The organism is Pseudoalteromonas sp. CST2, assembly GCF_028599385.1.
In the GTDB taxonomy this organism is placed as follows: Bacteria; Pseudomonadota; Gammaproteobacteria; order Enterobacterales; family Alteromonadaceae; genus Pseudoalteromonas; species Pseudoalteromonas atlantica.
In genome coordinates, this window is sequence record NZ_JAQREO010000012.1 from 115,325 (window position 1) to 137,639 (window position 22,315).

Genomic DNA, 22,315 nt, shown 5'->3' on the forward strand with positions numbered 1-22,315 from the left:
TAATAACTAATTCGTCTTTTTAATCACCCTAAATCTGATTATAACCAGTTGGTCAGATTTACTTTATAACGAGTGGTGATATGAGTACCAAAACACATAATAATTTTACCGGTATTTTTTGTGACCATGGCCCTAACGCATGGCAAACACAAACCCACGGCACACTTGTAAATAAGCGCCTTGCAGTAAAAGATGTATTTGCAGTTAAAGGCGAGCGCAACAGCGCAGGTAACCCAAGCTGGTTTAAAGCAGCAAAGCCTGCACAGCAAACAGCAAGTGCCGTAAACAAACTAATGAATGCGGGTTGTCGCTTTACAGGCTTTACCCATACCGATGAGCTGGCCTACAGCTTAGAGGGCAATAACATTCACTATGGTGCAGCACAAAACCCAAGACTTAAAGGCCATGCAAGTGGCGGCTCAAGTATGGGCTCGGCAGCAGCTGTGGCGGCTAACCTAGCCGATATTGGCTTAGGCACTGATACTGGTGGCTCTATAAGGATACCGGCAAGTTATTGTGGCTTATTTGGTATAAGGCCAAGCCATAACGTAATTGAAAAAGATGGCCTAATTCCGCTAGCGCCCCCATTTGATACCATTGGCTGGCTTACGCAAAATGCAGAGCTGCTAAGCGATGTAGGCAATGTACTGTTACCAAATCAAGCGATTAATAACGTTGATACTTTAGTTATTTGCGAGCCATTATTTGAGCTGGTTGACCCTGTTTTACAAGCCCCACTTAAACAATTGCTTGAAAAAACCAAACCTTATTTTAAACACCATAAAGAATTTGAACTGCCTAACGGCAGCTTATTAAGCGAACTGGCTGACAGCTTTAGAATACTGCAAGGGCGAGCAATCGCAAAAACACATAAAGATTGGCTTCAATTGCCAGGGCAACTTCCCCAGTTTGCTCCGGCAATTGCGGCACGTTTTAACATGGCGCTTGCTCTAACCGCCCAAGAAGAGCAAGAAGCACTAAATGTACAAACCCAATGGCAAACACTAATCGCTAAAAACCTAAACACAAACGGCTGTTTATTTTTACCAACCACACCCACAACTGCACCTAAATTGGGCGCCGACACAAGCGCCTTACGTATGCAAATAATCACCTTATCGGCCATTGCGGGCTTGAGCCGCTCGGCGCAAGTACACTTACCATTGGCTAATTTAGAAAATGGCCACCCGTATGGGTTTTCATTAATGATGAGCCACGGCAACGATAAAAGCCTACTTGCCTGCGTACAACAATTAGCTGCCCACTTTAAACAGGACACACTTGCATGAGCACACACAACATTGCCTTTACTGCCCCGCATTTTGCAGCAACCGAGGCAGGCACCTTAATACTAAAACAAGGCGGTACAGCCACCGAAGCCATGGTAGCGGCAGCGGCTGCGATTAGCGTGGTATATCCGCATATGAACTCAATTGGCGGCGACAGTTTTTGGCTTATTGATAACCCAAACCAAAGTATACCCACTGCCATTGATGCCTGCGGGCGCGCACCAAACGATATAAGCGCCTATAGCAATGAGCCACACATACCAGAGCGCGGCGGTTTAAGCGCGCTTACTCAGGCTGCAACACTTCGCGGCTGGCAAAAAGCCCTTGCGGTAGATGAGCACGCTGCTCTTTCGCTAAGTACTATTTTAGCCCCAGCCATAAAGCTCGCGCGCGATGGCTTTACAGTATCTAAAAGCTTGCAAGCAGGCTGCGAAAAGCTTGCCACTGCTTCAAACACTAACGCTGCCTTTAAAGAACTTTACATACCTAATGGTAAACCGTTGCAAGCGGGCCAACATTTTAAAAACCCAAAACTTGCCAGTACCTTTGAGCACTTAGCCGAGCATGGCTTAAACGCCTTTTACCAAGGCCCTTTAGCAGAGTCGTTTGCAAACGATTTAGCTGCCGCAGGCAGTGCAATTACACGCGCAGATATTGCCAATACGCAGGCCGATTTAGTAACGCCGCTCAGTGCTAATTTATCGGGCATACAGTGTTATAACTTACCCGCCCCCACGCAAGGCGTGCATTCTCTGCAAATAATTGGCGCTGTTAATAAACTAAAACATTTAGCCAATACAGAGGCCGATTGGATGCACTTAATTGTTGAGGCAACCAAACAAAGCTTTACGCACCGCCCTACACTTTGGGCCGACCCAGACGCGCTTGGCGATGATTATAAAAACGCACTAACTGATGAGTGCTTAAATGCGCTTGCCGGCAATATAGATATGAGCCAAGCCAAGCAATGGCCATTTAATGCAGAGCCAGGCGATACCGTTTGGATGGCCGCACGGGATAAAAACGGCCAACTAGTAAGCTTTATTCAAAGTGTTTACTGGGAATTTGGCAGCGGCATTTTGATGAGCGAAGGCGGCTTTGTGTGGAATAACCGCGGTTTAAGTTTTAGTTTAAATAGCAACGATGCCAATGCCTTAAAAGCGCATAAAAAACCGGCTCATACACTCAACCCTGCTTTAGCAAAATTTGACGATGGTAGGCGCCTTGCCTACGGCACCATGGGCGGCGAAGGCCAGCCACAAACACAAGCTGCTGTATTTAGTGGTTACGCATGGCGTAATAAATCAATTACCCAAGCAGTAAGCGATCCGCGTTGGTTATTAGGGCGCACCTGGGGCGATACAAGCACAAATTTAAAGGTAGAGCAAAGCTTAGTAATTCAAGTTAAACATGAATTAAATCAACGTGACCACGACTGGGTAAGCGTTGATAATAACAATGAAATGATGGGTCATGCAGGTGCCATTTTAGATACGCCTACCAGCCTTGAAGCAGCCACCGATCCTCGTTCAGATGGTCGCGCAACAGTAACTACAGCAGGAACACAATGACAGAAATAATAAATCAATGGCCGATTATAGCGGCCTTAATAGCAACCGGTATTTTTGCAGGTATTTTAGCAGGCCTATTTGGTGTAGGCGGCGGCATAGTAATTGTGCCTGTGCTGTACTTTTTACTGCAAGGCTTTGGCGTAAGCCCTGAGTCGGCCATGATGATAGCCACAGCGACATCGCTTGCCACCATAGTGCCTACTTCTATTTCGTCGATTCGCTCGCACCATGCCAAGGGCAATATCGACCTTGCTTTAATTAAATACTGGGCCCCGTTTATTTTGGTAATGGCCGTTATATGTAGCTACTTAGCTCATTCTATACGCGGTAATGCGCTGGTACTTATGTTTGCCTGTATTGCCATTTTAGTAAGTTTAAACATGTTATTTAGAGCCGGCGCGCCTGCCCTTGTTAGTAAATTACCAGGTAAATTTGGCCAAGGCATTATGGCAAGTATTGTCGGTGGTTTATCGGTAATGATTGGCATAGGTGGCGGCACTATTGGCGTACCTATGCTAAACGCGTTTAACGTACGTGCTCATGTTGCCGTTGGCACCGCTGCTGTATTTGGCTTATTAATCGCGTTACCGGGCGTTATTACTTTATTAAGTATTGGTACTACACCCACCGATGCGCCGCTTGGCACGTGGGGCCTTGTAAACCTACCTGCTTTTATACTTATTATTCCGCTTACTATTTTGTTTGCCCCTATTGGCGTAAAAATTGGTAGCAAGCTAGATCAAAAACAATTAAAACGCGCCTTTGCCGTTGTATTAATGATAACGGGCATTCGTATGCTTATTCAGACTCTGGGAGCCTAAAACATGTTTAGCGACACGCAAATTCAAACTTTAAATCCGCCACAGCGATTACTCATGGGCCCAGGCCCAATAAACGCAGATCCACGCGTGCTACGTGCTATGTCGGCGCAGCTAATTGGCCAATACGACCCAGTAATGACCGGTTTTATGAACGAAACCATGGCCCGCTATCGCGAAATTTTTAAAACCAAAAACGAATGGACCATGTTAGTTGATGGCACATCACGCGCAGGCATAGAAGCCGTTTTATGCTCTATTTTACGCCCAGGCGATAAAGTACTGGTGCCCATTATGGGCCGCTTTGGCCACTTGCTTGCTGAAATAGCCGAGCGCGTAGGCGCAAAAGTACACACCATAGAAGTCCCGTGGGGCGAGGTATTTACCCCCGAACAAATAGAAAAAGCCATTGTTGATGTAAAACCCCATGTACTTGCTATGGTACAGGGCGATACCTCAACAACCATGAACCAACCCCTTGAACACATTGGCGATATTTGCCAAAAGCACGACGTATTATTTTACTGCGATGCCACCGCTTCGATTGTAGGTAACGATTTACCCGCCGATGAGTGGAAACTCGATGCGCTTTCGGTTGGTTTGCAAAAATGTTTAGGTGGCCCGTCTGGCTCTGCCCCTTTAACACTGAGCGATAAATGCGCCGATTGGATCCAAAAACGCAAAAAAGTAGAAGCGGGTATTCGTACCGCGCAGCATACCGACGGCACCGAGCCATTTGTACGCTCAAACTACTTTGATTTAGGCATGATCATGAATTACTGGGGCGAAGAGCGCCTTAACCACCATACCGAAGCCACCAGCATGCTGTATTGCGCATCAGAATGTGCTCGCATTGTTATTGAAGAAGGCGTTGATAACTGCGTTGCCCGCCACAAGTTACACGGCGATGCCATGCTAACGGGTATTCAAGCGCTGGGCTTAAACGTATTTGGCGACTTAAACCATAAAATGAACAACGTAGTGGGTGTTTATATACCCGAGGGCATTAATGCTGACCACGTACGCGGACAAATGCTAACCGACTTTGGTATTGAAATTGGCACCTCGTTTGGGCCGCTGCATGGCAAAATTTGGCGTATTGGCACCATGGGTTACAACGCCCGTAAAGATGCAGTATTACAAACATTGGCAAGCCTAGATGCCTGCTTACACGCCAACGGCTATAAAGGCCCTAAAGGCGAAGCCGCTATTGCCGCCCTTGCCCATTATAAATAAAAAAGGATTTAGCATGACGATTGCAAGCCCCCTCCATGAGCCATTATTAAACAGTGAGCTGGCTAATAAATTTGCCGCGCGCTCGTTATTGCGCTGTAAAACGCTCAGTGGCCTATCGCAAATGCAAGGTGGCATTCACCGTGTGTATTTATCTAAAGAGCACAAAGAGTGTAACCGTGTCACTGCTGAATGGATGGCTGAGGCGGGCATGCAATCGTGGCAAGACGAAGTCGGCAATTTATGGGGGCGCTTAGCATCATCTAACCCAAATGCAAAACGTTTAATTATTGGCTCACACCTAGACACCGTACCAAACGCCGGTGCATTTGATGGTATTTTAGGGGTGTTACTCGGTATTGAAGTAGCCGCCATTGCACACACGCTTAAGCTTGATTTACCATTTCATTTAGATGTAGTGGGCTTTTGTGATGAAGAAGGCACTCGCTTTGCCACCACGTTAATTGGCTCAAAAGCACTGGCGAACGAGTTTGACCCCCAGTGGTTAAATATACAAGATACAAACGGCATTAGTATGCGCCAAGCCATGCTTGATTTTGGCCTAAACCCTGATGATTACGCTAAAGCCGCCCTTAACAAAAACGAATTACTCGGTTATTGGGAAACCCACATAGAGCAAGGCCCAGTGCTTGAATCGGTAAATCAGGCGCTAGGCGTAGTAACCGCTATTGCTGGCGCCAAACGCGCTATGATCACCCTAACAGGCCAAAGCGGCCATGCAGGCACTACGCCAATGAACTTACGCCAAGATTCGTTAGTTGGGTGCGCCGAGCTTACCCTTGCCATAGAGCAACTAGCAAAAAACGCGAGTAATGGTGAAGTAGCCACCGTAGGGCAAATTCATGCTCGCCCAGGCGCTACAAATGTTATTGCCGGTAAAACGACCATAAGCCTAGATGCACGCGCACAAAATGATGCCGACCTAGCAGTATTACTTAATGCAATACATACCCGCGCCGATCAAATTGCTACATCGCGTAATTTAACGCTTGATTGGCAATGGACACATGCGGCCGACGCCGTAGCATGCGACACTCAGATTCAGCAATTGTTTAGCAGTGCCTGTAAATTGAATAACCAAGCCTCGCCTTCACTTGCCTCTGGCGCTGGGCACGATGCCATGGCTATTGCCCCTATTTGCCCTGTAGGCATGCTATTTATACGCAGCCCTGGCGGGATAAGCCATCACCCCGCAGAAGCTGTTATTGATGAGGATGTAACAAAAGCCCTTAGCGTAATGTACAGCGCACTCATGCTGTATGTAAAAGAGTTAGAAAAGTAACTAACGGTTATTAAGCGCAGGGTAGGCTATGTGTTGTTAGCTTAGCCCTGCGTATTAAACGGGGCTGTGGTTATTAATTAAAGCCAGTATTTAAAGTCGGAGTTTAAAACTTAATTAAGGCTTAAGCCAAGCTCATTTAAACTCGCTTCAAAGCGCTGCCATTTTCTATTTATTTTACGCTTAGCCGATGAGCTCACGTAATTACTAATAGGAAAAAACTCAGTATTACCAATATCATCAACAACAACACACCGCTCAATGGTGCCGTTATTATTAACACACGCTATATTGCGTGGTTTTATTTCTTTGGTGATCACTAAATTGTGCAATAAATAATCTTTTAAATTTAATAGTGGCTCGGCTAAGGCTTCACTATTTGGCTGACTTAAATAATATTCTAGCGTTTTAGCCGGCTGATTATTTGCATCAATCACTAAATCAAACACATACCCTGTGCCAATATTGGTGTGTACCGTACCATGGTATCGCGCTAACAACTGCCACTGAATATTTCGGTTACTAAGTCGCTTATAATAAGCCAGCTCTTGGTCTTGCTCTTGCGAAAACCCTTCATGGCTTACTTTTATACATAAATTATGTGCCTCAGGGTGCCTGTAACACGTTCTATGCGCCCCTTTACCTACAATTAAATCGTCGTTCAATGAGATCAAACCAATTTTCGTCCTAACGTAAATTTACAAATACCAATTCGCTTAATTAAGTAACCTATTTTGAGGATTGGTATAAAACGAGGTAAATAACACGCCTTAAAATTGCACGCTTAGTATTTACATCTATTAATGCAGCTTTTATTACTATGTCAGTAATAAAGTAGGTACATTCGTTAAATAAGCCGGCCATTTTAACTATAAATTAGGGTTTATCAAGGTAAATTAGCTACAGGTTGGATGTTTTAGAAGCTAAGGTAGATTTGGTTTTGTATTATTATTAAAACGAATATCAGGCTATTGAGATAAGGAAGAAGAACAAAAAATTTAGATTTGTTCGCGGTAGTTAACCAAGTCTTACAAATAAATATTTAGATAGTAGAAGCCCCGTTTTTACTATCTAAATACTCTGGTATATAGCTAAACCGACTTTGTATATTTGTATTCGCATGATACAACAGCTGCACATAAGCCACTAAAAGCTAAAATACAAACTGCAGAAACTGCACCCCAAATTGACATTATCATCACAGGTAAACCGGCATTTGGTGCAGACATAACTATTCCATTCCCTAAATCTTTAGGTGCGCCAAGGTTAGAAAAAACACCAAATAAACCAATGCAAATAGCTATAAAAAACAGTATATAACTCAAAAACCCAAGCACTCTAGAAGCGATAAGCAGGCCCTTAAGGTTTTCTGTTTTAATTGTTGAGTATGGGTAAAGTTTCATATATATCCTTAATTTAATTACTTTTATTATTTTTCCTGATCGAATGTTTATTATTCACACAAGAAAACATAAAAACAAGTAGGAGCAACTTAAATTAGCTAAATTCACCAAGTAGTTAGCCAAGCATATTAAATTTATAACTAAGTATTAGATGTATATTGAAATAAGAGAATTGCTTTAGCTAACCTTCGCTAAAAACATTTATTTTGCAGTTATTCGGGTGGCTACATAAAACTAATTATAGGGCCACCCGTTTTAATTTTTATAGTTACTCAATCGTTACCTTTGCATCACTTACCCATGTTTCGGTTATCGCCTCTTCGTTTTTATCAACCAAATACGCGCGTATGCTTACGGGGTCGTTATTGCTCTGTTTGTAGTCAAACGCTAATCGCCATTGGTTGGTTCCCACTATTGGGTAAGCACCAATTGGCTCCAGTATTTCGCCGTTACTGGCTTCAACAATAGGCTTTATGCCACTTTCTCTATCTAGGCCTTTAAACACTGGCCCTTCAAAATCAATCACCATTTTGTTTACGCCCTCAGGTATAGGCTGGCCAGGAATTCCGCCCTGCCCTTGGCGAGTATTAACAACACTTGCCAGTGTTTTTGATTTTGGATCGAGTGGACGCCACTCAATATCATAAGAAAAGGTAAACTCATCGCCTTTACGTACCTCTTTTTCAGGCACCCAATAGGCAACAATGTTATCAAACGTTTCATCTTTGGTTGGGATTTCGATTAGCTGCACAGCGCCTCTCCCCCAGTCGCCCGTAGGCTTGATCCACGCTGATGAACGCTTATTGTAAAACACACCGTCGTCTTGGTAGTTATTAAAGTCACGGTCTCTTTGGATTAAGCCAAAGCCTTTAGGGTTTTCATCAATAAAGCTATTGGTCGACACCGACTGCGGATTATTTAACGGTCGCCAAATATACTGGCCCGACCCAGTATGAATCGCTAAGCCATCGCTGTCGTGAATTTCTGGGCGCCAGTCTTTCGCTACCGTTTTATCTTTTTCTGAGTACCAATACATGCTGGTTAGCGGTGCTATACCTAAGCGCTCTACATCGGCGCGCATATACAAATTAGCACTTACAGAGGTAACATGCCCTTTGGCCTCTTTGTTGTCTTTACTCAAACCAAACCGATAAGCACCTGTAACAGAGGGCCCCTCAAGTAATGCCCACACAGACATGCTTTCACCTTTATTTTCTGCAGGGCCTAACCAAAATGCCGAAAAGCGTGGAAATTCTTCTGGCTCACTCATACCGGTATTAATTGCAATACCGCGAGCCGACAACCCATATTGCCCCTGAGGACCATCAGTTCTAAAATAAGACGCCCCCAAAAACGATATCCAATCTGGTTTTATATCGGGGCGCATAATTCTAAAGCCTGCAAACCCAAATCCTTCTGGTAGGTCGTGAGCTGGGCTGTCGTCAGGCATATCAAAAAGTGCATTATTAAAAGGCAGTTCTTTAACGTTGTTTTTATCATCTCTGATGAAAATACTTACCGGCTCAGGAAAATATCGCCCAGGGTAAAATAATTGTACCGGTGCCTTTTTGCCATTTGGGTAGAGGGTTTCATCTTCTTTAAAGCGTATTTTCCAATGTTCGTCATAGGTAATTTTATCAATAAGCTCAGGTGCTGGCACTTCCACAGGCGTATAAGGCTTTTTGGCAGAGGCTTTTGCCAACGCTTTTAAGTCTTCAAAAGTAAACTTAGCACTTGCTTGTGCTTGCGCCGCGTGTAACGACACAGAGGAGGCAATAATAGCGGCAATAAATAACTTTAACTTCATAAAAAGTATCTCTAATAAAGGGAGTCTAAAAATAAGCGCCCATTACGAACGCCTAACTTAAAATGCGTGTAAAGATATTACACACCGCAATATGAACTCGCGTTTACTAAAATAACGTTATTTGGCGAAGCTTTTATGCTTAGCTGTGTTTAGGGGAGATTGTATTTGAATAGTTGCGTTTGAATAGCTGTATTTAATAAATGCGGCTGATATAGCTTTTACTTAGTTTAAGCCAGTTAGTGCTTTAAAATCGAAATACTGATCTGTGTGTCGCTGCTACGCTTAGTATAAATACCTGACTAGTAAAAGCCTCGTAAAATTAGCTAATTAGTATGGTGTTCAGCCAGTTATTTACTAATGTCTTTTCGATATTTTTTTATACCGCTGGCTATTTCTTTCCACCATTTGTTAGCCCCAAAATGCAAAAACTTATACTTAGTTGGTTTAACTCTGCCTGCGTTTGCAATTATTAACTTTGATAACTGCTCAATATCATAGCCAGTCCACTCAGGTATTGGCTGTGCAAAATTCTGATTAACAGCAGGGTAAACCTCATTCCAGTAGATATACTCTAATTCTAAAATTGAATACTTAGATTTAGCACACGTAGCTATAGCGTTTTCTAGCTCATCAGATGGCTCAATATCCATCCAAAACATTTGCAACGCATCCCAAATAGGTTTTCTATCTTCTGAATCTAATCGCGGATTATCCATAAGCCACTAACGCCTTGTAAAGCTTAAAAATAAAACCTGCCATTAGTATCAAAGTGAACTATTTTCTGTGTTCAGCTATTTAAGTATGCTTGTTATTGCTACAGGTTAAATAGCTTTTCGCATTTTATTTAATAACTCGTAAGTACTTTTACATATTTAGGTGAATTGTTTAAGTTAATTGTTGTTCGATACATCTACCGATCCTTCCCTGTATGCCTAACGCTAAGCTAAGCGGAAAAATGCAGTTGGCTACAATGTGCGAGGCACGAGCGCGAGCCAGCTGTAATTTTCCCGTTTAAGCGCCTTGTTAGCATTATTTACTCGGTTGTTGAATAGGTTGTACCTTCTAGTAAACCTTTATTAGATAAAGTTACTTCAAACCTTTTAAATAAGGCAAAAAATTCTGCAACGGTCATTTCTACACGAATTTCTTTAACATTTAAATCATGCTTAGTTGCCTCTATCATCTCAGGTATATTGCTATAACCATTTAACCCCGAAACAACAAACTTAACACTAACAGGATCTCTGTGAGCACCATGATTTTCACCAGCCCACATTGAGATACCTAAAACATATTCATCTTCACTGATATGTCCCTTTTCCTCTAACCATTTACTAGCATGCTCCATATCAGCTTTATCTGCTGCGGCAGTGCCTAATAAATCGTTGTATTGTACAGATGCTTTAAAAGTTTCCATGTTACTTCCTTTTTAATGATGATAAAAAATTACAAACTCAAAAATTGAGATAATGCTAACAATTTATTGAACACCTCTTTGGGGGTTTATAACGCCTAAAACGGCGCATATTACATTGCTCAATAATTCCACTAAATAACTGTAATGTAAACAAGCAATTAGACAGTAGTGAAAAAGCCTTTGTTATGTTGCCCCAAAACGACTTTTAATAATGTTATTGGACAAAGTCAAAATAGCTCTTTATATGCACAGTTTACTCTAAAGGTAAATTTTGCCTTTGTGCATTTAGCCGTATGAGTTAGAGCATTGGCGAGATAAGCGAGCCTTAACATAATGATGAAACAGGCCCGCAGAGGTATTTATGATAAAACGAATAGGTTAGTGATTTACTTTACATCAAAGTTCACATGATCAAAGTAAGGATTACTCTCACGCGCTTTAAGTAGACTAATTGTAGTGAGCACAATAAACTTTAGCTCGCCATTTACGTTAATGGCAATGCACTCTTGTTTGAGTGCATTGCGTTTTGTATCAGTTGCTACACCACATACACTATCACCATTTTTTAAAATAAGCTCAACGCTTAAATGGTGCATACAGGCAATTTCGATGTAGTCGTATTGGTGGCAACTGATCATAAAGTTCTCTTTATATTATTTAGCAGGTTTAAGTAGCATTAAAGTGGCAATAACAATTAAGTTACCTACATACCATAAATCTTTAATTACAAATTGCCCTAAACGCTCTAATAATGTGCTTGAGCTAAATGCGCCGTTTGCGGTAATTAAAAATGTTTGGGTCATTAAAAATACACTTAAACACGCTAAGCCACTAACTATAATGAGCTTTTTATTGTTAAGTAAAATGCCCGCACCAAGTAGTACAGCAAATAATACATCAAACCCACCAATGATATCTGATGCGCCTTGTACGCTAAATACCGTGTATAACCACGACATAAAAGGTGAGGTTTCTACTAGGCCTACAATGGCTTTGGCTTCAAACTCATAAAATTTCATGCCGCCAATCCACAGTAACACCATAGCAACCGGTATAAAGTTTAAAAGTACGTGTTGTTTGTCTGTTAGCTTATTTTTATAAAACAAAAATAAATACAAAGGGATAACAGCAAAGTATTTAATAATGCCTTGCCCACTGCCAATAATTGGAAAGCCGCCTAACTGTGCCATCCAGCGGTTACTGGCAAATAAGGTAAGTAAAGGCACTATGCTAACTACTAACGCGAGTATAAGTGCAGGCATCGGCTTTATTAATTTTAAATGCGCAGCTAAGGTTGCTGCTGCCAACGCAATCATAGCGCTGCCTGTGAGCAAACCTAATGTATTGTTACTTAGTAAGGTATCAAGTTCATAAAAACTAAAGGTAGCTGAGAGTGTGTTTGGGTTTGCACCTAAAGCAAACGATACACCAAGTAATGCAAAGCTGAGTGTAAGTAAAAAGGTGAGTGCGTTATTTGTGTGTGTTATGTTCATTGTGTGCCCATTAAATCTGTAATGGCTAATAAAGACCTAATTTTTACAGAAAGTGATTCAACTAAAGTTAAATTTTAAATACAAGGAAGGACATTTTGGTTTTTACGTTTACAAAAGCCACGCGCGAAAAGCGTGGCTATTTATTAAATCTTAGAAAACTTACTATGGTAGAGCACCTTGAGGTGGCTGGCTTATTTTTAACTGAGCAACAGCATAATGAAAGGGTTGACGAGCAATACGATTGCTCTCATCTCATACAGTTTAATGGTGATACTATAGGTACGCTAAAGTACAAGGTACCGGGTAGCCATATTGAAATAATGCAATTACAAATACACCCCAACCATCAAAATAAAGGCTACGGCAGAGGCGTTATTGAGCAAGTAATTAAAACTGCAAAGTTAAAGCCTATCAAACTAACAGTACTTAAAAACAACCCTGCTAAAGCACTTTATACTCGACTAGGCTTTAAGGTCACTGGGAAGATAACTATGAGTACCATATGCAAACCCAACCTATAAATAACTAAGAGCTACTCTCTTTGATCTTTAAAATCTTTTTTTCTGAAAATGGTTAGGTGCCAGCCCCATTTAAGCGAGCCTAATCTTAAAAATACAGTGGTAAAAAGTGAGCCTAAAATACACCAAATGTAGTCGACTTCTATGGTAAACAGCGCAGCATAAACTAGGCCGCCTACTAAACAGGCTGAAGCATAGGGCTCGTTTCGCATAACTGAGGGTACTTCGCGGCAAATTACATCTCGTATTAGGCCGCCAAAAATCCCTGTGGTGATCCCCATTGTTATCGCTATTACCATACCTGTACCGCTTATTAAGGCTTTTTCTATCCCCATAATATTAAATAATGCCATACCTATAGCATCGACTAATAAAAAGTAATAGTTATTTACATGAGGTAAGTAACGCACAAAAAATATGGTGGCAATAATAGCGGCGTAAGTTGAGTATAAATACTCAGGCGTAGCTATCCAAAATATAGGTTTATCTAAAAGTATGTCTCTTAGCGTGCCGCCACCTAAAGCTGTAACAGTTGCGACCACCACTACCCCAAAACCACTTATGTTTTTTTCGTAGCCTAGCAGTGCTCCTGCAACCGAAAAAAAAGCCACTCCGAGCAGCCCCAGCACCATAAAGTATTCAGCAGTCATGTGCATTCCCTTTTAAATTTTATACTTTGGTATATCAATTTATATGCCAGATGTAATTAGCAAAAGCCAAAAGCGAGGATTAAAAGTACATTTAAAAACAATGGGTTAATAAATTTTTGATGAAATTAATGATGGGTTATTGTGATATGCGATATTTAAAAAGGTAATTATTTTAAAAGTGAGTAGTTTTTACACATTTTTTATTTTTAGCTGAGTCGCCTTTTTTAGTCAATTACTAAGCTCATTAATATACGTACGGGAAAGTAAATAACGGCTGGAATGCCGAATAACCAATTGGCAAAGCCTTCGGGCATTACATAAAACGCAACCTGCTTCACCCAATATCTAATACCAACCCGCAATAATACTTAATCATTTTTAGGGGCTAAACGTGTCGCTATCTGCGTTAAAAAATTCTCATTTAGCATAACTAAATAACGAATTTTTTGCCTAGCTATCAACACGTTTATCTATCCTCAAAATAGATCACTTAATTAAGCGGATTGGTATAAACTCTACATACTGCGCTAAAAAGTCATTAAGCGATAAGCTTAAAAATGCTAAATTATTACTGATTAAAACCCAAAGCGCATATACACCGAGAAGGCCATCGCCCACACTGCCAATATAAGATGAGTAACCAATAAATAATAACAAGCCGCGCATGGTAAGTCCCTATTAGCTGTGTTGTAGAGTTAGATAATAAACTCGCTTAGTTAGTTACAGCCTTTGTTGGTTTTAGCAAGCAGAACGTCATGCACACTTGCATGTGCACCACAGTAAAAAATATAGTTAGAACAATGGTAGTTTTCATCCTTAATATTTAAACCATTCTCATCAAATTCTAGCTCAAACTTACAGTTAATGTCGTATTCGGGCTCTTGTTCTTCAAACACCAGTTTTTTATCCTTTAGTACTAAAGATAATGGTTCTGTAGTTCCCTCAAGCGGCGCTGTGATAGTGCAAATATGAAAGTTGTAGCCCCATATAAGGCCTTCTGTAAAATATTTTTCGCCTTCTTTGAATATATTTATGTAACTCGTTTTTAGTTTAAAACGCTCATTACTTTTGCTTCCATCGTCGTTAAGCATAGGGATCGCGCTCGTTATTTTGTCTGTCCTTGAATAACATCCTTCAAGTAAGTCTGCATGTGAATATCCACTAAAGAGCACACTTGCTAGCATCAAAAACCTTAAAGCCTGTATGCTCATTACTGCACCTTGCTACACTGTTAATCTTCGTCAAAAAAACGGCCACTATCATCTGTCATTTTTACTGGCAGGCCGTTATCTACCATAAAATAGTAAAAACGTAGGTCGTCAATTAAATCTGGGGCGGTTATTTCAATATCTTGGTATGTCGCGTTTTTAAACTTAAATCTTAAAATATGCTCAAAACGCTTAGTTTGGCAGTACAGTACTTCTTCAAGTTCATGTACTTTGATCGTTATACCTAATACTTCAAGCTCGCCATCAACAATTTCAACCGCATGGCATTGTTCTTTTTTCATATAATGCCATTGTAAAAATACCCTCAATAGGACAAATGCAAATAAGTATAAAAATTGATGCAGCAAAGGTTGTTCAATAAATACCTCTACCCAAAATAAAATAATAACGGCGATGAACGTATTACACCCAAGCGTCCAAAGTAGTTTTGCGCTGGGTGCTTTTTTGTACCTTGTCAGTTTTTTCATAAATCCCTTTAAAGTATTATCCTTCGCTGAGTATTGCTATTGCTAAATATTACTCACTTTTGTTCCCGCTAAATGATCATGTAAACAGCGTTTATCTTTTCCTAATATAAATGCAGGGTTTACAAATCCAGCAATAAACTGACCTACCGAAGGGACTAGTGATAGCAGCTGCATAGGTAACATGCGTTTAAAGTAAATAGTTGTAAAACTTGCTTGTGTGCCGTCTAGGTTTTCTATACGAATAGACATACAGTATTTACCAATAGTTTGTCCACAGTGATACATAAGGTAGGCATGAAGCACTAACGTAGAAAACAAACCGTAAACAAATAAAAATGCAGATAAACCCAGATTTGGTTGGCTTAAGTTATCAAAACCGATATACATTATTACAGGTATAAAAAATGCTATACCTAATAGGCCGTCAATAATAGCAGCAACAAGCCTATCCCCGCGTGATGCTTTTTCTCCCGCTATTTTTAGGTCGGCATTGTGTGCGGGCTCTTGCGCTTCTCGGGTTTTTATAAGCTCGTCTATTTCTTTTGCTCGCTCAGGAAAGCGTTCTCGGTCAATGACTTTTGCGCTGGAGTAAAGTTCATCTAATGTGTACGTAGAAAAGTCTATTGGGGTATCCATGCTTGGGGGGATTCCTTTACGTAATTTATCTCAAAGTAGCATAGCTTTAGTAATTTATTCAATATCTTAAATTAAAGACTGGCGTAGCTTTTAGCCTTTAGTTTTTAGCCTTTAGTTTTTAACTTTTAACTTTTAACTTTTAACTTTTAACTTTTAGCTTTTAGCTTTTAGCTTTTAGCTTTTAGCTTTTAGCTTTTAGCTTTTAACTTTTAGCTTTTAGCTTTTAGCTTTTTGAGCATAAAAAATGGCGCTAAAAAGCGCCATTCAAAAAACAATTAAATTAAAGCGCTAGGCTTAAAATTTTCTTCGCTTTAGCTATGTCAATATCGCCATGCTCGCCAAGGGCTGTCATGCCGTTACGCTCTAGGTTGTTGGCAACGGCTTCAACCGCGTCTTCACCTAGGTCGTAATCGCCAAGTTTTGTTTTAATGCCCATTTGCTCAAAAAAGTCTTGAGTATGTTTAATGGTTGCATCAATCAGCTCGTTTTTGTCTTGCATATCAAGGCCAAATACACGCTCACCTAACTGAATAATTTTAGCGCGTTTTTGCTCTTGCTGAACAAACATTAGCGGTGGTAATACAATTGCAAGTGTTACAGCGTGATCTAAGCTATAAAGCGCTGTTAGCTCGTGGCCAATCATATGCGTAGACCAATCTTGCGGTACGCCTTGGCCAATTAAGCCATTTAGTGCCATCGTTGCCGACCACATTACGTTTGCACGAACATCGTAATCTTCTGGGTTTTCAAGGGCTTTAGGGCCTTGCTCAATTAGCGTAGATAAAATGCCTTCAGCAAAACGGTCTTGCAGTGGCGCATTAACTGGGTACGTTAAGTATTGCTCAATAACATGTACAAACGCATCAACTACACCGTTAGAAATTTGGCGAGTTGGCAGTGAGAATGTATACGTAGGATCAAGCACGGCAAATTGCGGTTGTACAATTGGCGTACCAAAGGCACGTTTTTGCTGGGTTTCTTTACGGGTAACAACTGAGTTACCGTTGCTTTCTGAGCCAGTAGCCGGAAGCGTTAATACCGCGCCAATAGGTAATGCACTTTTTACTTCTGCACCATTAACTAAAATATCCCAGCCGTCGCCTTCGTATTTTGCTGCTGCCGCTACGTATTTAGCGCCGTCGATAACACTACCGCCGCCTACAGCTAATATAAAGCTAACGTTTTGCTCTTTCACAATTTCTACAGCTTTAGAAAGTGTTTCGTAAGTTGGGTTTGGCTCAACTCCCGAAAACTCCACAAAGTCCACACCTTCAAGTGCCTTTACTACATCGTCATATACGCCGTTCTTTTTGATCGAACCGCCACCGTATAAAAACATGACCTTGCCTTGGCTTGGTACGCGGCTTGCGATCTCATTAATTTGATCTTTGCCGAATAAAATCTCGGTGCGGTTTTTAAATGCAAAATTTAACATATTTGTACTCTACTTGGTTACGGGGCTCAGCCCCTAGTGCTCATTGCTTTATAAAATGGGAATTAATAGTTAACTTTCAAGTAATTAATTACCTATTTTATAAATTAAATATGAAAACGGTTAATGTCTAACTGAACGAGCGCAAGTGTACGCGCACTTTACAATAAGTAGAATTCAGTTAATCTTGCTTTACCCATCGGATTTCTGATACCTAATGTTTTATGTCTTATTTTGTACAATTACGCACCTTTGTTGAGGTATATCGTTGTAAAAACATCTCTCGGGCTGCTAAAAATTTGGGGCTGTCGCAACCAGCTGCAACCGCGCATATACAAACAATGGAGTCGGTGGTAGGTAAATCGTTATTTGAGCGGCGTCACCGAGGCGTAGAACCAAGTAATGCCGCCCACGATTTAGCAGGCCAAGTGGCAAATCACCTTGATGCTATAGAGCAAAAAGTCGCCTCTGTACGCACCCGTTCAAACGATGTGAGCGGAACGATCACACTAGCCGGGCCCGCCGAATATATTAGTTATGTTGCCTCTGCACAGCTGGCAAATTTGTTACAAGCAGGCAATGTTGATGTGGTCGTGCTGCCTGGTAATCGTGAGCAAATTTATACAGCGCTCGATACTGGCGTTGCCGATATGGCTATTACAGCCTCTCTGCCCGATAACAAAATTTACGACTTTGAAGTGCTCGATAGCGAAGAGCTAGTACTGGTGGCGCACCGTTTATTAGCGCAAAGCTTAGAGGGGCAAACCATTACGCCAGCACTTTTAAATACGCTGCCGGTGGTCAGTTACGACAGCCAATTACCGCTTATACGCCAGTATTTTGATACTGTATTTAAACAAAGCTGTACGTCAAAAATAATTGCCCGCTGCCCCGACATACGCGCGCTCGCCGGCATAGTAAGAACCGGTGTAGGCTATACCGTGCTGCCTGATTATATATGTCATGACGATATTCAATCGGGTAGATTAATTAAACTTGGTCCGCAAGGGCCGGAAAACAATTTGTACTTAGCGTGGCGTAAAGGGGCGCTTGCTCACCCGCGGCTTAATTATGCCCGCGATGTGTTAATGGCTTTTTCTAATATTAATAAATACGCAAAATAGTTTTTTAACTTATACCAATCCGCATAATTAAGTGATCTATTTTGAGGATGGGTAAACGTGATGATAGCAAGGCAAAAAATTCGCTATTTAGTTGTTCTCGGCAATTGCTCCTACATTGCTCTACCTTCTGCATCCATGCAGTCGTAAATGAGAATTTTTTAACGCAGATAGCGACACGTTTAGCCCCTGAAAATCATTATGTATTATTACGGATTGGTATTGAACGCTGGTTATTTAATAAAATAGCCAACCGCGCGCCATTGCCCACTGCTTTTACTTAATGTAAGGGTTTCAACCGCAAGCCTTGCTGAAAATTGCGTTTTAAATTGTACAATAAGGTATTTACCTTGCGGGGCACCAGGCAAAGATGAGTAAGCATTAGCACTTATTTGTTCTCGCGTAGCCACTTTACCTAGTGGCGCACGCACTGTGTTTAGGGCGTTTTTCCAGTTTGCTTTACTTAATTGCGATTTAAATAGCGCATCGGCTTGTTGCCAACTTTTTGTGTAGTCACCCGCATCAATTAACTGTAACCAGTTTATTGCTACGGGCATATTTTTAGTGGTTTCGGCCCACACTGAGCAGCTTATAAACAAGCATAAAATTAAAATGAGGGGTTTCATCATTCTTCCTTTTAATCTGGCGTTAAAAGTAAATATAGATACTCCAAATTACAACACATTGGTTAAATGGTTAACCCCTAATATTAAAAACTTTTGCAAATAAGTGCCTTACTCTCCTTTAATTTTTAAAACCTGCGCGTAAGTGCAATCGCTCAACATAGAAAAACCATGCGAGGCTTGCTCTTGGCCTATTACAAATGGATGCGCCGCCTCGGGGGCTCTATTTTTAAGTTGCTTTATTCGCTCAAACGAACCATCGCGTTTAGGGTGATTTGATATAAACACATCTACACCGGCTTGCATTGCCAGATTGCCAAAACGTTTAGCGGCGACACTGTAAGCGCTAATTCGCTCAATATCAGGCCCATAGTTTAGCCCAGTCCCTCCCCACAGGCTTAGCATATGTTTTTTGCCGTTATCGTATACTGGGAACAACAACGAAATAGTGCCAGGGGTGTGTCCAGGCGTTAAATGAACGCCAATGCTGGTATCGCCAAGCGTAATTGTATCAGCCACTTTTGTGCTTATATCTCTTGTTGGCCGTTTGCCCCAACGTGGGCTTTCAAAATCAAGCTTTGGTTGTTCTAAGCGTCGCCACTCAACCTCACTCATAACAACACGCGGTTTGTATTTATTAACTAAGTACTCTTGCCCACCGTAATGATCACCATGCCCATGGCTAATAATTAAATACTTAATATCTTCGGGGTTTAAGCCTAGTGTGAGCAAACCTTTTTCAATGTAATTTTTAGCTTGTTCGTTGTTATTTAGCGCATCAATAACAATAAGCCCTTGTGATGTTTTAACTACCCAACTTGCCACTCCACCAGTACCTACATAATAAAGGTTGTCAAACACTTGTGTAGGTTCAATCGTTGATGAGCGCCGTTTACTACCCAACTTTTTACTGCGCTTTTTACCTTCATTATTAGTGCGAACACGCTTTGTTAAATCACGTAACGGGTTTTGTATATCGCATAGGCTTGTTAACCCCGGAAACTCATCAGCGTACTGCATGCCTTTTTCGACATAATCTTGCGCTGTTAATTGTGTATTTTGCGCAATAGCTGGGTGCGTAGCTAAAAAGCTGAGTACCACAGCAGAGAATATAAATTTTGGCATAAACACCCCTTATAGTTTTGTATCTATAGCTAGCCAGTAGCGTCGGCCATCTTCTACATAGCCGTATTCATCGTAGCTGGTTGCTTTATCAAATATATTGTAAATACCAAACATAACTTTAACGTTACCGTTTACTTGCCACGCACTGCCTATATCTGCTGTTGCAATAGAAGGGGCTGAGGTTAAACGGCTAGTTATAGAGGCTGCTTCGGTTTCTTTACCGCGGTAATTAGCACGTGCCCACGTATTAATATTATCGCTTACATCCCAGTTAATATTTAGCGTTGCTAAATGTTTAGGTATTTGCGTAAGTGGCTGGCCTTTATTGTCGCCACTGCGTTGCTCAGAAAACGTATAGCTGTAGCTAGTTGCAAGGGTAATATCTGCACTTAACATTGTTTCTATATTTAGCTCAGCCCCATAAGTCACCGCTTTATCAATATTGATGTTATAGCGGTCAGTTTCATCACCACACACTGTGATAGGACATAAAACGGTGTTAATTTTGTCTTCAAAGCTATTATGAAAAACCGTGATATTAGTTTGAAAATCACTGTTAGCATAATACACAGCCGCTTCTTTACTCACGGATGTTTCGGGCTCTAGGTCAGCATTTCCATATAAATCGCCACCGCGGCTGCTTTGGATCCAATTAGGGCTAAGCTCGCGTAAATCTGGCGCTCTGTAACCGGTAGCTACGCCCGATTTAAAGGTCCATGCCTCATTAATATTCCAAACTCCGTACAGGCGTGGACTCAAGTGCGAATCAAACTGCTCGTTATCATCAACTCGTAAACCCGTGGTAATGGTAAAATCGGGGTGTAAGCTCCACTCATCTTCAGCAAATAGCGACCATTGTTTGTTATCTATTTTAGTAATAGTGGCTGCGTTTGTTGTTTTGTCATCAAGCTTTTCTTGTTCAAATGCGCCGCCTAATGTTACATGGTGGTTTTCAAGTGCAATTGACCACTGTGTATTTGCTAAGGTATTTTCTATGGTTATTTCACGGCCTTCGTTTTCAACCGACTCTTGTTGAATATACGAATGCGCAGCGCCCCAACTATAGCTGCCTTTATGTGCTAACGACCACGTGCTGCGGTTATTGTTCGTTTCGCTAGAGCTATTTCGACTAGGTAGCGATAGCCCCGAGGTAGAAATACGTTTTTGATCGTGTTCGCTGTATTCAAGCGATATCACATCGTGCTGGGTGGCTGTTAAATGCAGTGTACCACTGTAACTTGTCAGCTCTTTTTCACCGTAACCGCGCTCAATTTCATCTTCTTCACGCTCTTGGTAAAGAACCGAAAGGTTAACGCTTAATAAATCTTTTATTAATGGCCCCGCTGCATATATTTGCCCTTGGTATTCATCACCCGAATTACTGTTTTCTTGCTGTGTGGTTTCTAGGCGAACATTAGCATGCCAATTGTCGTAATTTTTACGGGTTATAACATTAATAACGCCGCCAATTGCATCCGACCCATACAACGTAGACATAGGCCCACGCACAACTTCAATACGTTCAATAGCATCTAGTGGTGGCAGCCAATCTTGCTCAAAGCCACCGCTGCCGCTTGGTTGTGATTCACGCCCTGACTGCTTTTTACCGTCTACCAAAATAGCAGTGTACTGCGCTGGCATGCCACGCACGCTTATATCTTGTCGCGAGCCACCACCGGTAACCGTAACCCCTGCAACATCGTTAAGTGCATCGGTTAAGTCTTTATAAGCGCGGTTTTCTAGCTGCTTTTTGCTAATTAAAGTAATAGAAGCTGGCGCTTGCGCTAAGGTTTGTTCAAAGCCAGAGGCGGTCACTACTATTGTTTCTATATCATTGTTAGCGTTAGCCAAAGTGTAAAATGGCGCGACAGCAATTAGAGGCAGAGCTAAAGTGTTTTTCAGAGTCATTACGGGGTATTTAATTAGTTATTTTACGTAATGATAACAATTATCAATACATTCAGCAATTAACATTTCATTAATCCACAATAAAACTTAACCGATTAAGCCATAGGTTACTGCAGTGTCATTATTAACAATAAACCAATTTTATTGCGTTTGTCCCGTCCTGAAATAGGTTGACGGTTTTAATGAAAGACTTGGTGCGAAAGCGCCAGGTCTTTTTTATGCACTTGATTTGGTGTTTTCATATCCAAACTTAAGTGCGGTCGCATTTCATTGTA

Annotated in this window: 23 protein-coding genes; 7 read left to right on the forward strand and 16 right to left on the reverse strand. The window is 41.3% G+C overall.

Annotation, left to right across the window (positions count from 1 at the left end; all coding sequences use genetic code 11):
- Positions 1 to 80: 80 nt before the first annotated feature.
- Genes PSH41_RS15065 through PSH41_RS15085 form a run of 5 tightly spaced genes read left to right on the forward strand, consistent with a single transcriptional unit; the run spans position 81 to position 6,214 of the window.
- Complete coding sequence (locus tag PSH41_RS15065; protein WP_273589459.1) at positions 81 to 1,289, forward strand: amidase family protein; 1,209 nt, start codon at positions 81 to 83, stop codon at positions 1,287 to 1,289.
- A complete protein-coding gene (locus PSH41_RS15070; protein ID WP_273589460.1) occupies positions 1,286 to 2,860 on the forward strand; it encodes a gamma-glutamyltransferase family protein in 1,575 nt (524 codons plus the stop codon). The genes PSH41_RS15065 and PSH41_RS15070 overlap by 4 nt, the downstream gene beginning before the upstream one ends.
- Positions 2,857 to 3,681 carry a sulfite exporter TauE/SafE family protein gene (locus PSH41_RS15075; RefSeq protein ID WP_004587085.1) on the forward strand — a complete coding sequence of 275 codons (825 nt, stop codon included), beginning with the start codon at positions 2,857 to 2,859 and terminating at the stop codon, positions 3,679 to 3,681. Before PSH41_RS15070 ends, PSH41_RS15075 begins: the two co-directional genes overlap by 4 nt.
- 3 nt (positions 3,682 to 3,684) lie before the next feature.
- Positions 3,685 to 4,914: a pyridoxal-phosphate-dependent aminotransferase family protein gene (locus PSH41_RS15080; protein ID WP_004587084.1), complete on the forward strand. Its 1,230-nt coding sequence runs from the start codon at positions 3,685 to 3,687 to the stop codon at positions 4,912 to 4,914.
- Positions 4,915 to 4,927: 13 nt separating this feature from the next.
- Positions 4,928 to 6,214, forward strand: a complete 1,287-nt coding sequence (locus PSH41_RS15085; RefSeq protein WP_273589461.1) for an allantoate amidohydrolase — start codon at positions 4,928 to 4,930, stop codon at positions 6,212 to 6,214.
- A 110-nt stretch (positions 6,215 to 6,324) separates the two neighbouring features.
- On the opposite strand, the gene PSH41_RS15090 is transcribed toward PSH41_RS15085, so the two are convergent.
- The 7 genes from PSH41_RS15090 to PSH41_RS15120 all read right to left on the reverse strand — a co-directional run bounded on the left by PSH41_RS15090 (position 6,325) and on the right by PSH41_RS15120 (position 12,331).
- Positions 6,325 to 6,885, reverse strand: coding sequence for a YrbL family protein (locus tag PSH41_RS15090; protein WP_273589462.1), 561 nt, complete (start codon positions 6,883 to 6,885; stop codon positions 6,325 to 6,327).
- Between the two features lie 417 nt (positions 6,886 to 7,302).
- Positions 7,303 to 7,614, reverse strand: a complete 312-nt coding sequence (locus tag PSH41_RS15095) for a hypothetical protein (protein ID WP_004587081.1) — start codon at positions 7,612 to 7,614, stop codon at positions 7,303 to 7,305.
- Positions 7,615 to 7,882: 268 nt separating this feature from the next.
- Positions 7,883 to 9,421 (reverse strand): glucan biosynthesis protein, encoded by a 1,539-nt coding sequence (locus PSH41_RS15100; protein ID WP_273589463.1) that lies wholly within the window; start codon positions 9,419 to 9,421, stop codon positions 7,883 to 7,885.
- Between the two features lie 347 nt (positions 9,422 to 9,768).
- A complete protein-coding gene (locus PSH41_RS15105; protein ID WP_273589464.1) occupies positions 9,769 to 10,137 on the reverse strand; it encodes a DUF7079 family protein in 369 nt (122 codons plus the stop codon).
- 317 nt (positions 10,138 to 10,454) lie between these two features.
- Complete coding sequence (locus PSH41_RS15110) at positions 10,455 to 10,838, reverse strand: hypothetical protein (RefSeq protein ID WP_096042785.1); 384 nt, start codon at positions 10,836 to 10,838, stop codon at positions 10,455 to 10,457.
- A 386-nt stretch (positions 10,839 to 11,224) separates the two neighbouring features.
- The gene (locus PSH41_RS15115) at positions 11,225 to 11,476 is read right to left on the reverse strand and encodes a Rho-binding antiterminator (protein WP_273589465.1); all 252 of its coding nucleotides are present in this window, start codon (positions 11,474 to 11,476) and stop codon (positions 11,225 to 11,227) included.
- Positions 11,477 to 11,491: 15 nt separating this feature from the next.
- Positions 11,492 to 12,331: a DUF417 family protein gene (locus PSH41_RS15120; RefSeq protein ID WP_273589466.1), complete on the reverse strand. Its 840-nt coding sequence runs from the start codon at positions 12,329 to 12,331 to the stop codon at positions 11,492 to 11,494.
- 95 nt (positions 12,332 to 12,426) lie between these two features.
- Here PSH41_RS15120 and PSH41_RS15125 point away from each other — a divergent pair, with 95 nt between their 5' ends.
- The gene (locus tag PSH41_RS15125; RefSeq protein ID WP_337939903.1) at positions 12,427 to 12,852 is read left to right on the forward strand and encodes a GNAT family N-acetyltransferase; all 426 of its coding nucleotides are present in this window, start codon (positions 12,427 to 12,429) and stop codon (positions 12,850 to 12,852) included.
- A gap of 11 nt (positions 12,853 to 12,863) precedes the next feature.
- Here PSH41_RS15125 and PSH41_RS15130 read toward each other — a convergent pair whose 3' ends face one another.
- From PSH41_RS15130 to PSH41_RS15155, 6 genes are all read right to left on the reverse strand, one after another.
- Positions 12,864 to 13,499 carry a trimeric intracellular cation channel family protein gene (locus PSH41_RS15130; protein ID WP_273589467.1) on the reverse strand — a complete coding sequence of 212 codons (636 nt, stop codon included), beginning with the start codon at positions 13,497 to 13,499 and terminating at the stop codon, positions 12,864 to 12,866.
- A 486-nt stretch (positions 13,500 to 13,985) separates the two neighbouring features.
- Positions 13,986 to 14,165 (reverse strand): hypothetical protein, encoded by a 180-nt coding sequence (locus PSH41_RS15135; protein WP_064387091.1) that lies wholly within the window; start codon positions 14,163 to 14,165, stop codon positions 13,986 to 13,988.
- 50 nt (positions 14,166 to 14,215) lie between these two features.
- On the reverse strand, positions 14,216 to 14,710 hold the full coding sequence (locus tag PSH41_RS15140; RefSeq protein WP_273589468.1) for a hypothetical protein: 495 nt from the start codon (positions 14,708 to 14,710) through the stop codon (positions 14,216 to 14,218).
- A 20-nt stretch (positions 14,711 to 14,730) separates the two neighbouring features.
- Positions 14,731 to 15,195 carry a hypothetical protein gene (locus PSH41_RS15145; protein ID WP_248451960.1) on the reverse strand — a complete coding sequence of 155 codons (465 nt, stop codon included), beginning with the start codon at positions 15,193 to 15,195 and terminating at the stop codon, positions 14,731 to 14,733.
- Between the two features lie 42 nt (positions 15,196 to 15,237).
- The gene (locus tag PSH41_RS15150) at positions 15,238 to 15,831 is read right to left on the reverse strand and encodes an RDD family protein (RefSeq protein WP_273589469.1); all 594 of its coding nucleotides are present in this window, start codon (positions 15,829 to 15,831) and stop codon (positions 15,238 to 15,240) included.
- A 280-nt stretch (positions 15,832 to 16,111) separates the two neighbouring features.
- The gene (locus PSH41_RS15155; protein ID WP_064387095.1) at positions 16,112 to 17,266 is read right to left on the reverse strand and encodes an iron-containing alcohol dehydrogenase; all 1,155 of its coding nucleotides are present in this window, start codon (positions 17,264 to 17,266) and stop codon (positions 16,112 to 16,114) included.
- A gap of 221 nt (positions 17,267 to 17,487) precedes the next feature.
- Between PSH41_RS15155 and PSH41_RS15160 the strand changes: the two genes are divergently transcribed.
- A complete protein-coding gene (locus PSH41_RS15160) occupies positions 17,488 to 18,387 on the forward strand; it encodes a LysR family transcriptional regulator (RefSeq protein ID WP_273589470.1) in 900 nt (299 codons plus the stop codon).
- Positions 18,388 to 18,617: 230 nt separating this feature from the next.
- On the opposite strand, the gene PSH41_RS15165 is transcribed toward PSH41_RS15160, so the two are convergent.
- From PSH41_RS15165 to PSH41_RS15175, 3 genes are all read right to left on the reverse strand, one after another.
- Positions 18,618 to 19,013, reverse strand: coding sequence for a DUF4019 domain-containing protein (locus tag PSH41_RS15165; RefSeq protein ID WP_273589471.1), 396 nt, complete (start codon positions 19,011 to 19,013; stop codon positions 18,618 to 18,620).
- A 105-nt stretch (positions 19,014 to 19,118) separates the two neighbouring features.
- Complete coding sequence (locus tag PSH41_RS15170; protein ID WP_248461813.1) at positions 19,119 to 20,132, reverse strand: MBL fold metallo-hydrolase; 1,014 nt, start codon at positions 20,130 to 20,132, stop codon at positions 19,119 to 19,121.
- 9 nt (positions 20,133 to 20,141) lie between these two features.
- Positions 20,142 to 22,040 carry a TonB-dependent receptor domain-containing protein gene (locus tag PSH41_RS15175; protein ID WP_273589472.1) on the reverse strand — a complete coding sequence of 633 codons (1,899 nt, stop codon included), beginning with the start codon at positions 22,038 to 22,040 and terminating at the stop codon, positions 20,142 to 20,144.
- Between the last annotated feature and the right edge of the window lie 275 nt (positions 22,041 to 22,315).

Coding starts and splice junctions, on each gene's coding strand:
- PSH41_RS15070 (WP_273589460.1), top strand. CDS start 1,286: ATGAGCACACACAACATTGCCTTTACTGCCCCGCATTTTGCAGCAACC.
- PSH41_RS15085 (WP_273589461.1), top strand. CDS start 4,928: ATGACGATTGCAAGCCCCCTCCATGAGCCATTATTAAACAGTGAGCTG.
- PSH41_RS15165 (WP_273589471.1), bottom strand. CDS start 19,013: ATGATGAAACCCCTCATTTTAATTTTATGCTTGTTTATAAGCTGCTCA.
- PSH41_RS15135 (WP_064387091.1), bottom strand. CDS start 14,165: ATGCGCGGCTTGTTATTATTTATTGGTTACTCATCTTATATTGGCAGT.
- PSH41_RS15105 (WP_273589464.1), bottom strand. CDS start 10,137: ATGGATAATCCGCGATTAGATTCAGAAGATAGAAAACCTATTTGGGAT.
- PSH41_RS15160 (WP_273589470.1), top strand. CDS start 17,488: ATGTCTTATTTTGTACAATTACGCACCTTTGTTGAGGTATATCGTTGT.
- PSH41_RS15075 (WP_004587085.1), top strand. CDS start 2,857: ATGACAGAAATAATAAATCAATGGCCGATTATAGCGGCCTTAATAGCA.
- PSH41_RS15150 (WP_273589469.1), bottom strand. CDS start 15,831: ATGGATACCCCAATAGACTTTTCTACGTACACATTAGATGAACTTTAC.
- PSH41_RS15110 (WP_096042785.1), bottom strand. CDS start 10,838: ATGGAAACTTTTAAAGCATCTGTACAATACAACGATTTATTAGGCACT.
- PSH41_RS15080 (WP_004587084.1), top strand. CDS start 3,685: ATGTTTAGCGACACGCAAATTCAAACTTTAAATCCGCCACAGCGATTA.
- PSH41_RS15140 (WP_273589468.1), bottom strand. CDS start 14,710: ATGAGCATACAGGCTTTAAGGTTTTTGATGCTAGCAAGTGTGCTCTTT.
- PSH41_RS15065 (WP_273589459.1), top strand. CDS start 81: ATGAGTACCAAAACACATAATAATTTTACCGGTATTTTTTGTGACCAT.
- PSH41_RS15155 (WP_064387095.1), bottom strand. CDS start 17,266: ATGTTAAATTTTGCATTTAAAAACCGCACCGAGATTTTATTCGGCAAA.
- PSH41_RS15115 (WP_273589465.1), bottom strand. CDS start 11,476: ATGATCAGTTGCCACCAATACGACTACATCGAAATTGCCTGTATGCAC.
- PSH41_RS15095 (WP_004587081.1), bottom strand. CDS start 7,614: ATGAAACTTTACCCATACTCAACAATTAAAACAGAAAACCTTAAGGGC.
- PSH41_RS15130 (WP_273589467.1), bottom strand. CDS start 13,499: ATGACTGCTGAATACTTTATGGTGCTGGGGCTGCTCGGAGTGGCTTTT.
- PSH41_RS15100 (WP_273589463.1), bottom strand. CDS start 9,421: ATGAAGTTAAAGTTATTTATTGCCGCTATTATTGCCTCCTCTGTGTCG.
- PSH41_RS15145 (WP_248451960.1), bottom strand. CDS start 15,195: ATGAAAAAACTGACAAGGTACAAAAAAGCACCCAGCGCAAAACTACTT.
- PSH41_RS15120 (WP_273589466.1), bottom strand. CDS start 12,331: ATGAACATAACACACACAAATAACGCACTCACCTTTTTACTTACACTC.
- PSH41_RS15170 (WP_248461813.1), bottom strand. CDS start 20,132: ATGCCAAAATTTATATTCTCTGCTGTGGTACTCAGCTTTTTAGCTACG.
- PSH41_RS15175 (WP_273589472.1), bottom strand. CDS start 22,040: ATGACTCTGAAAAACACTTTAGCTCTGCCTCTAATTGCTGTCGCGCCA.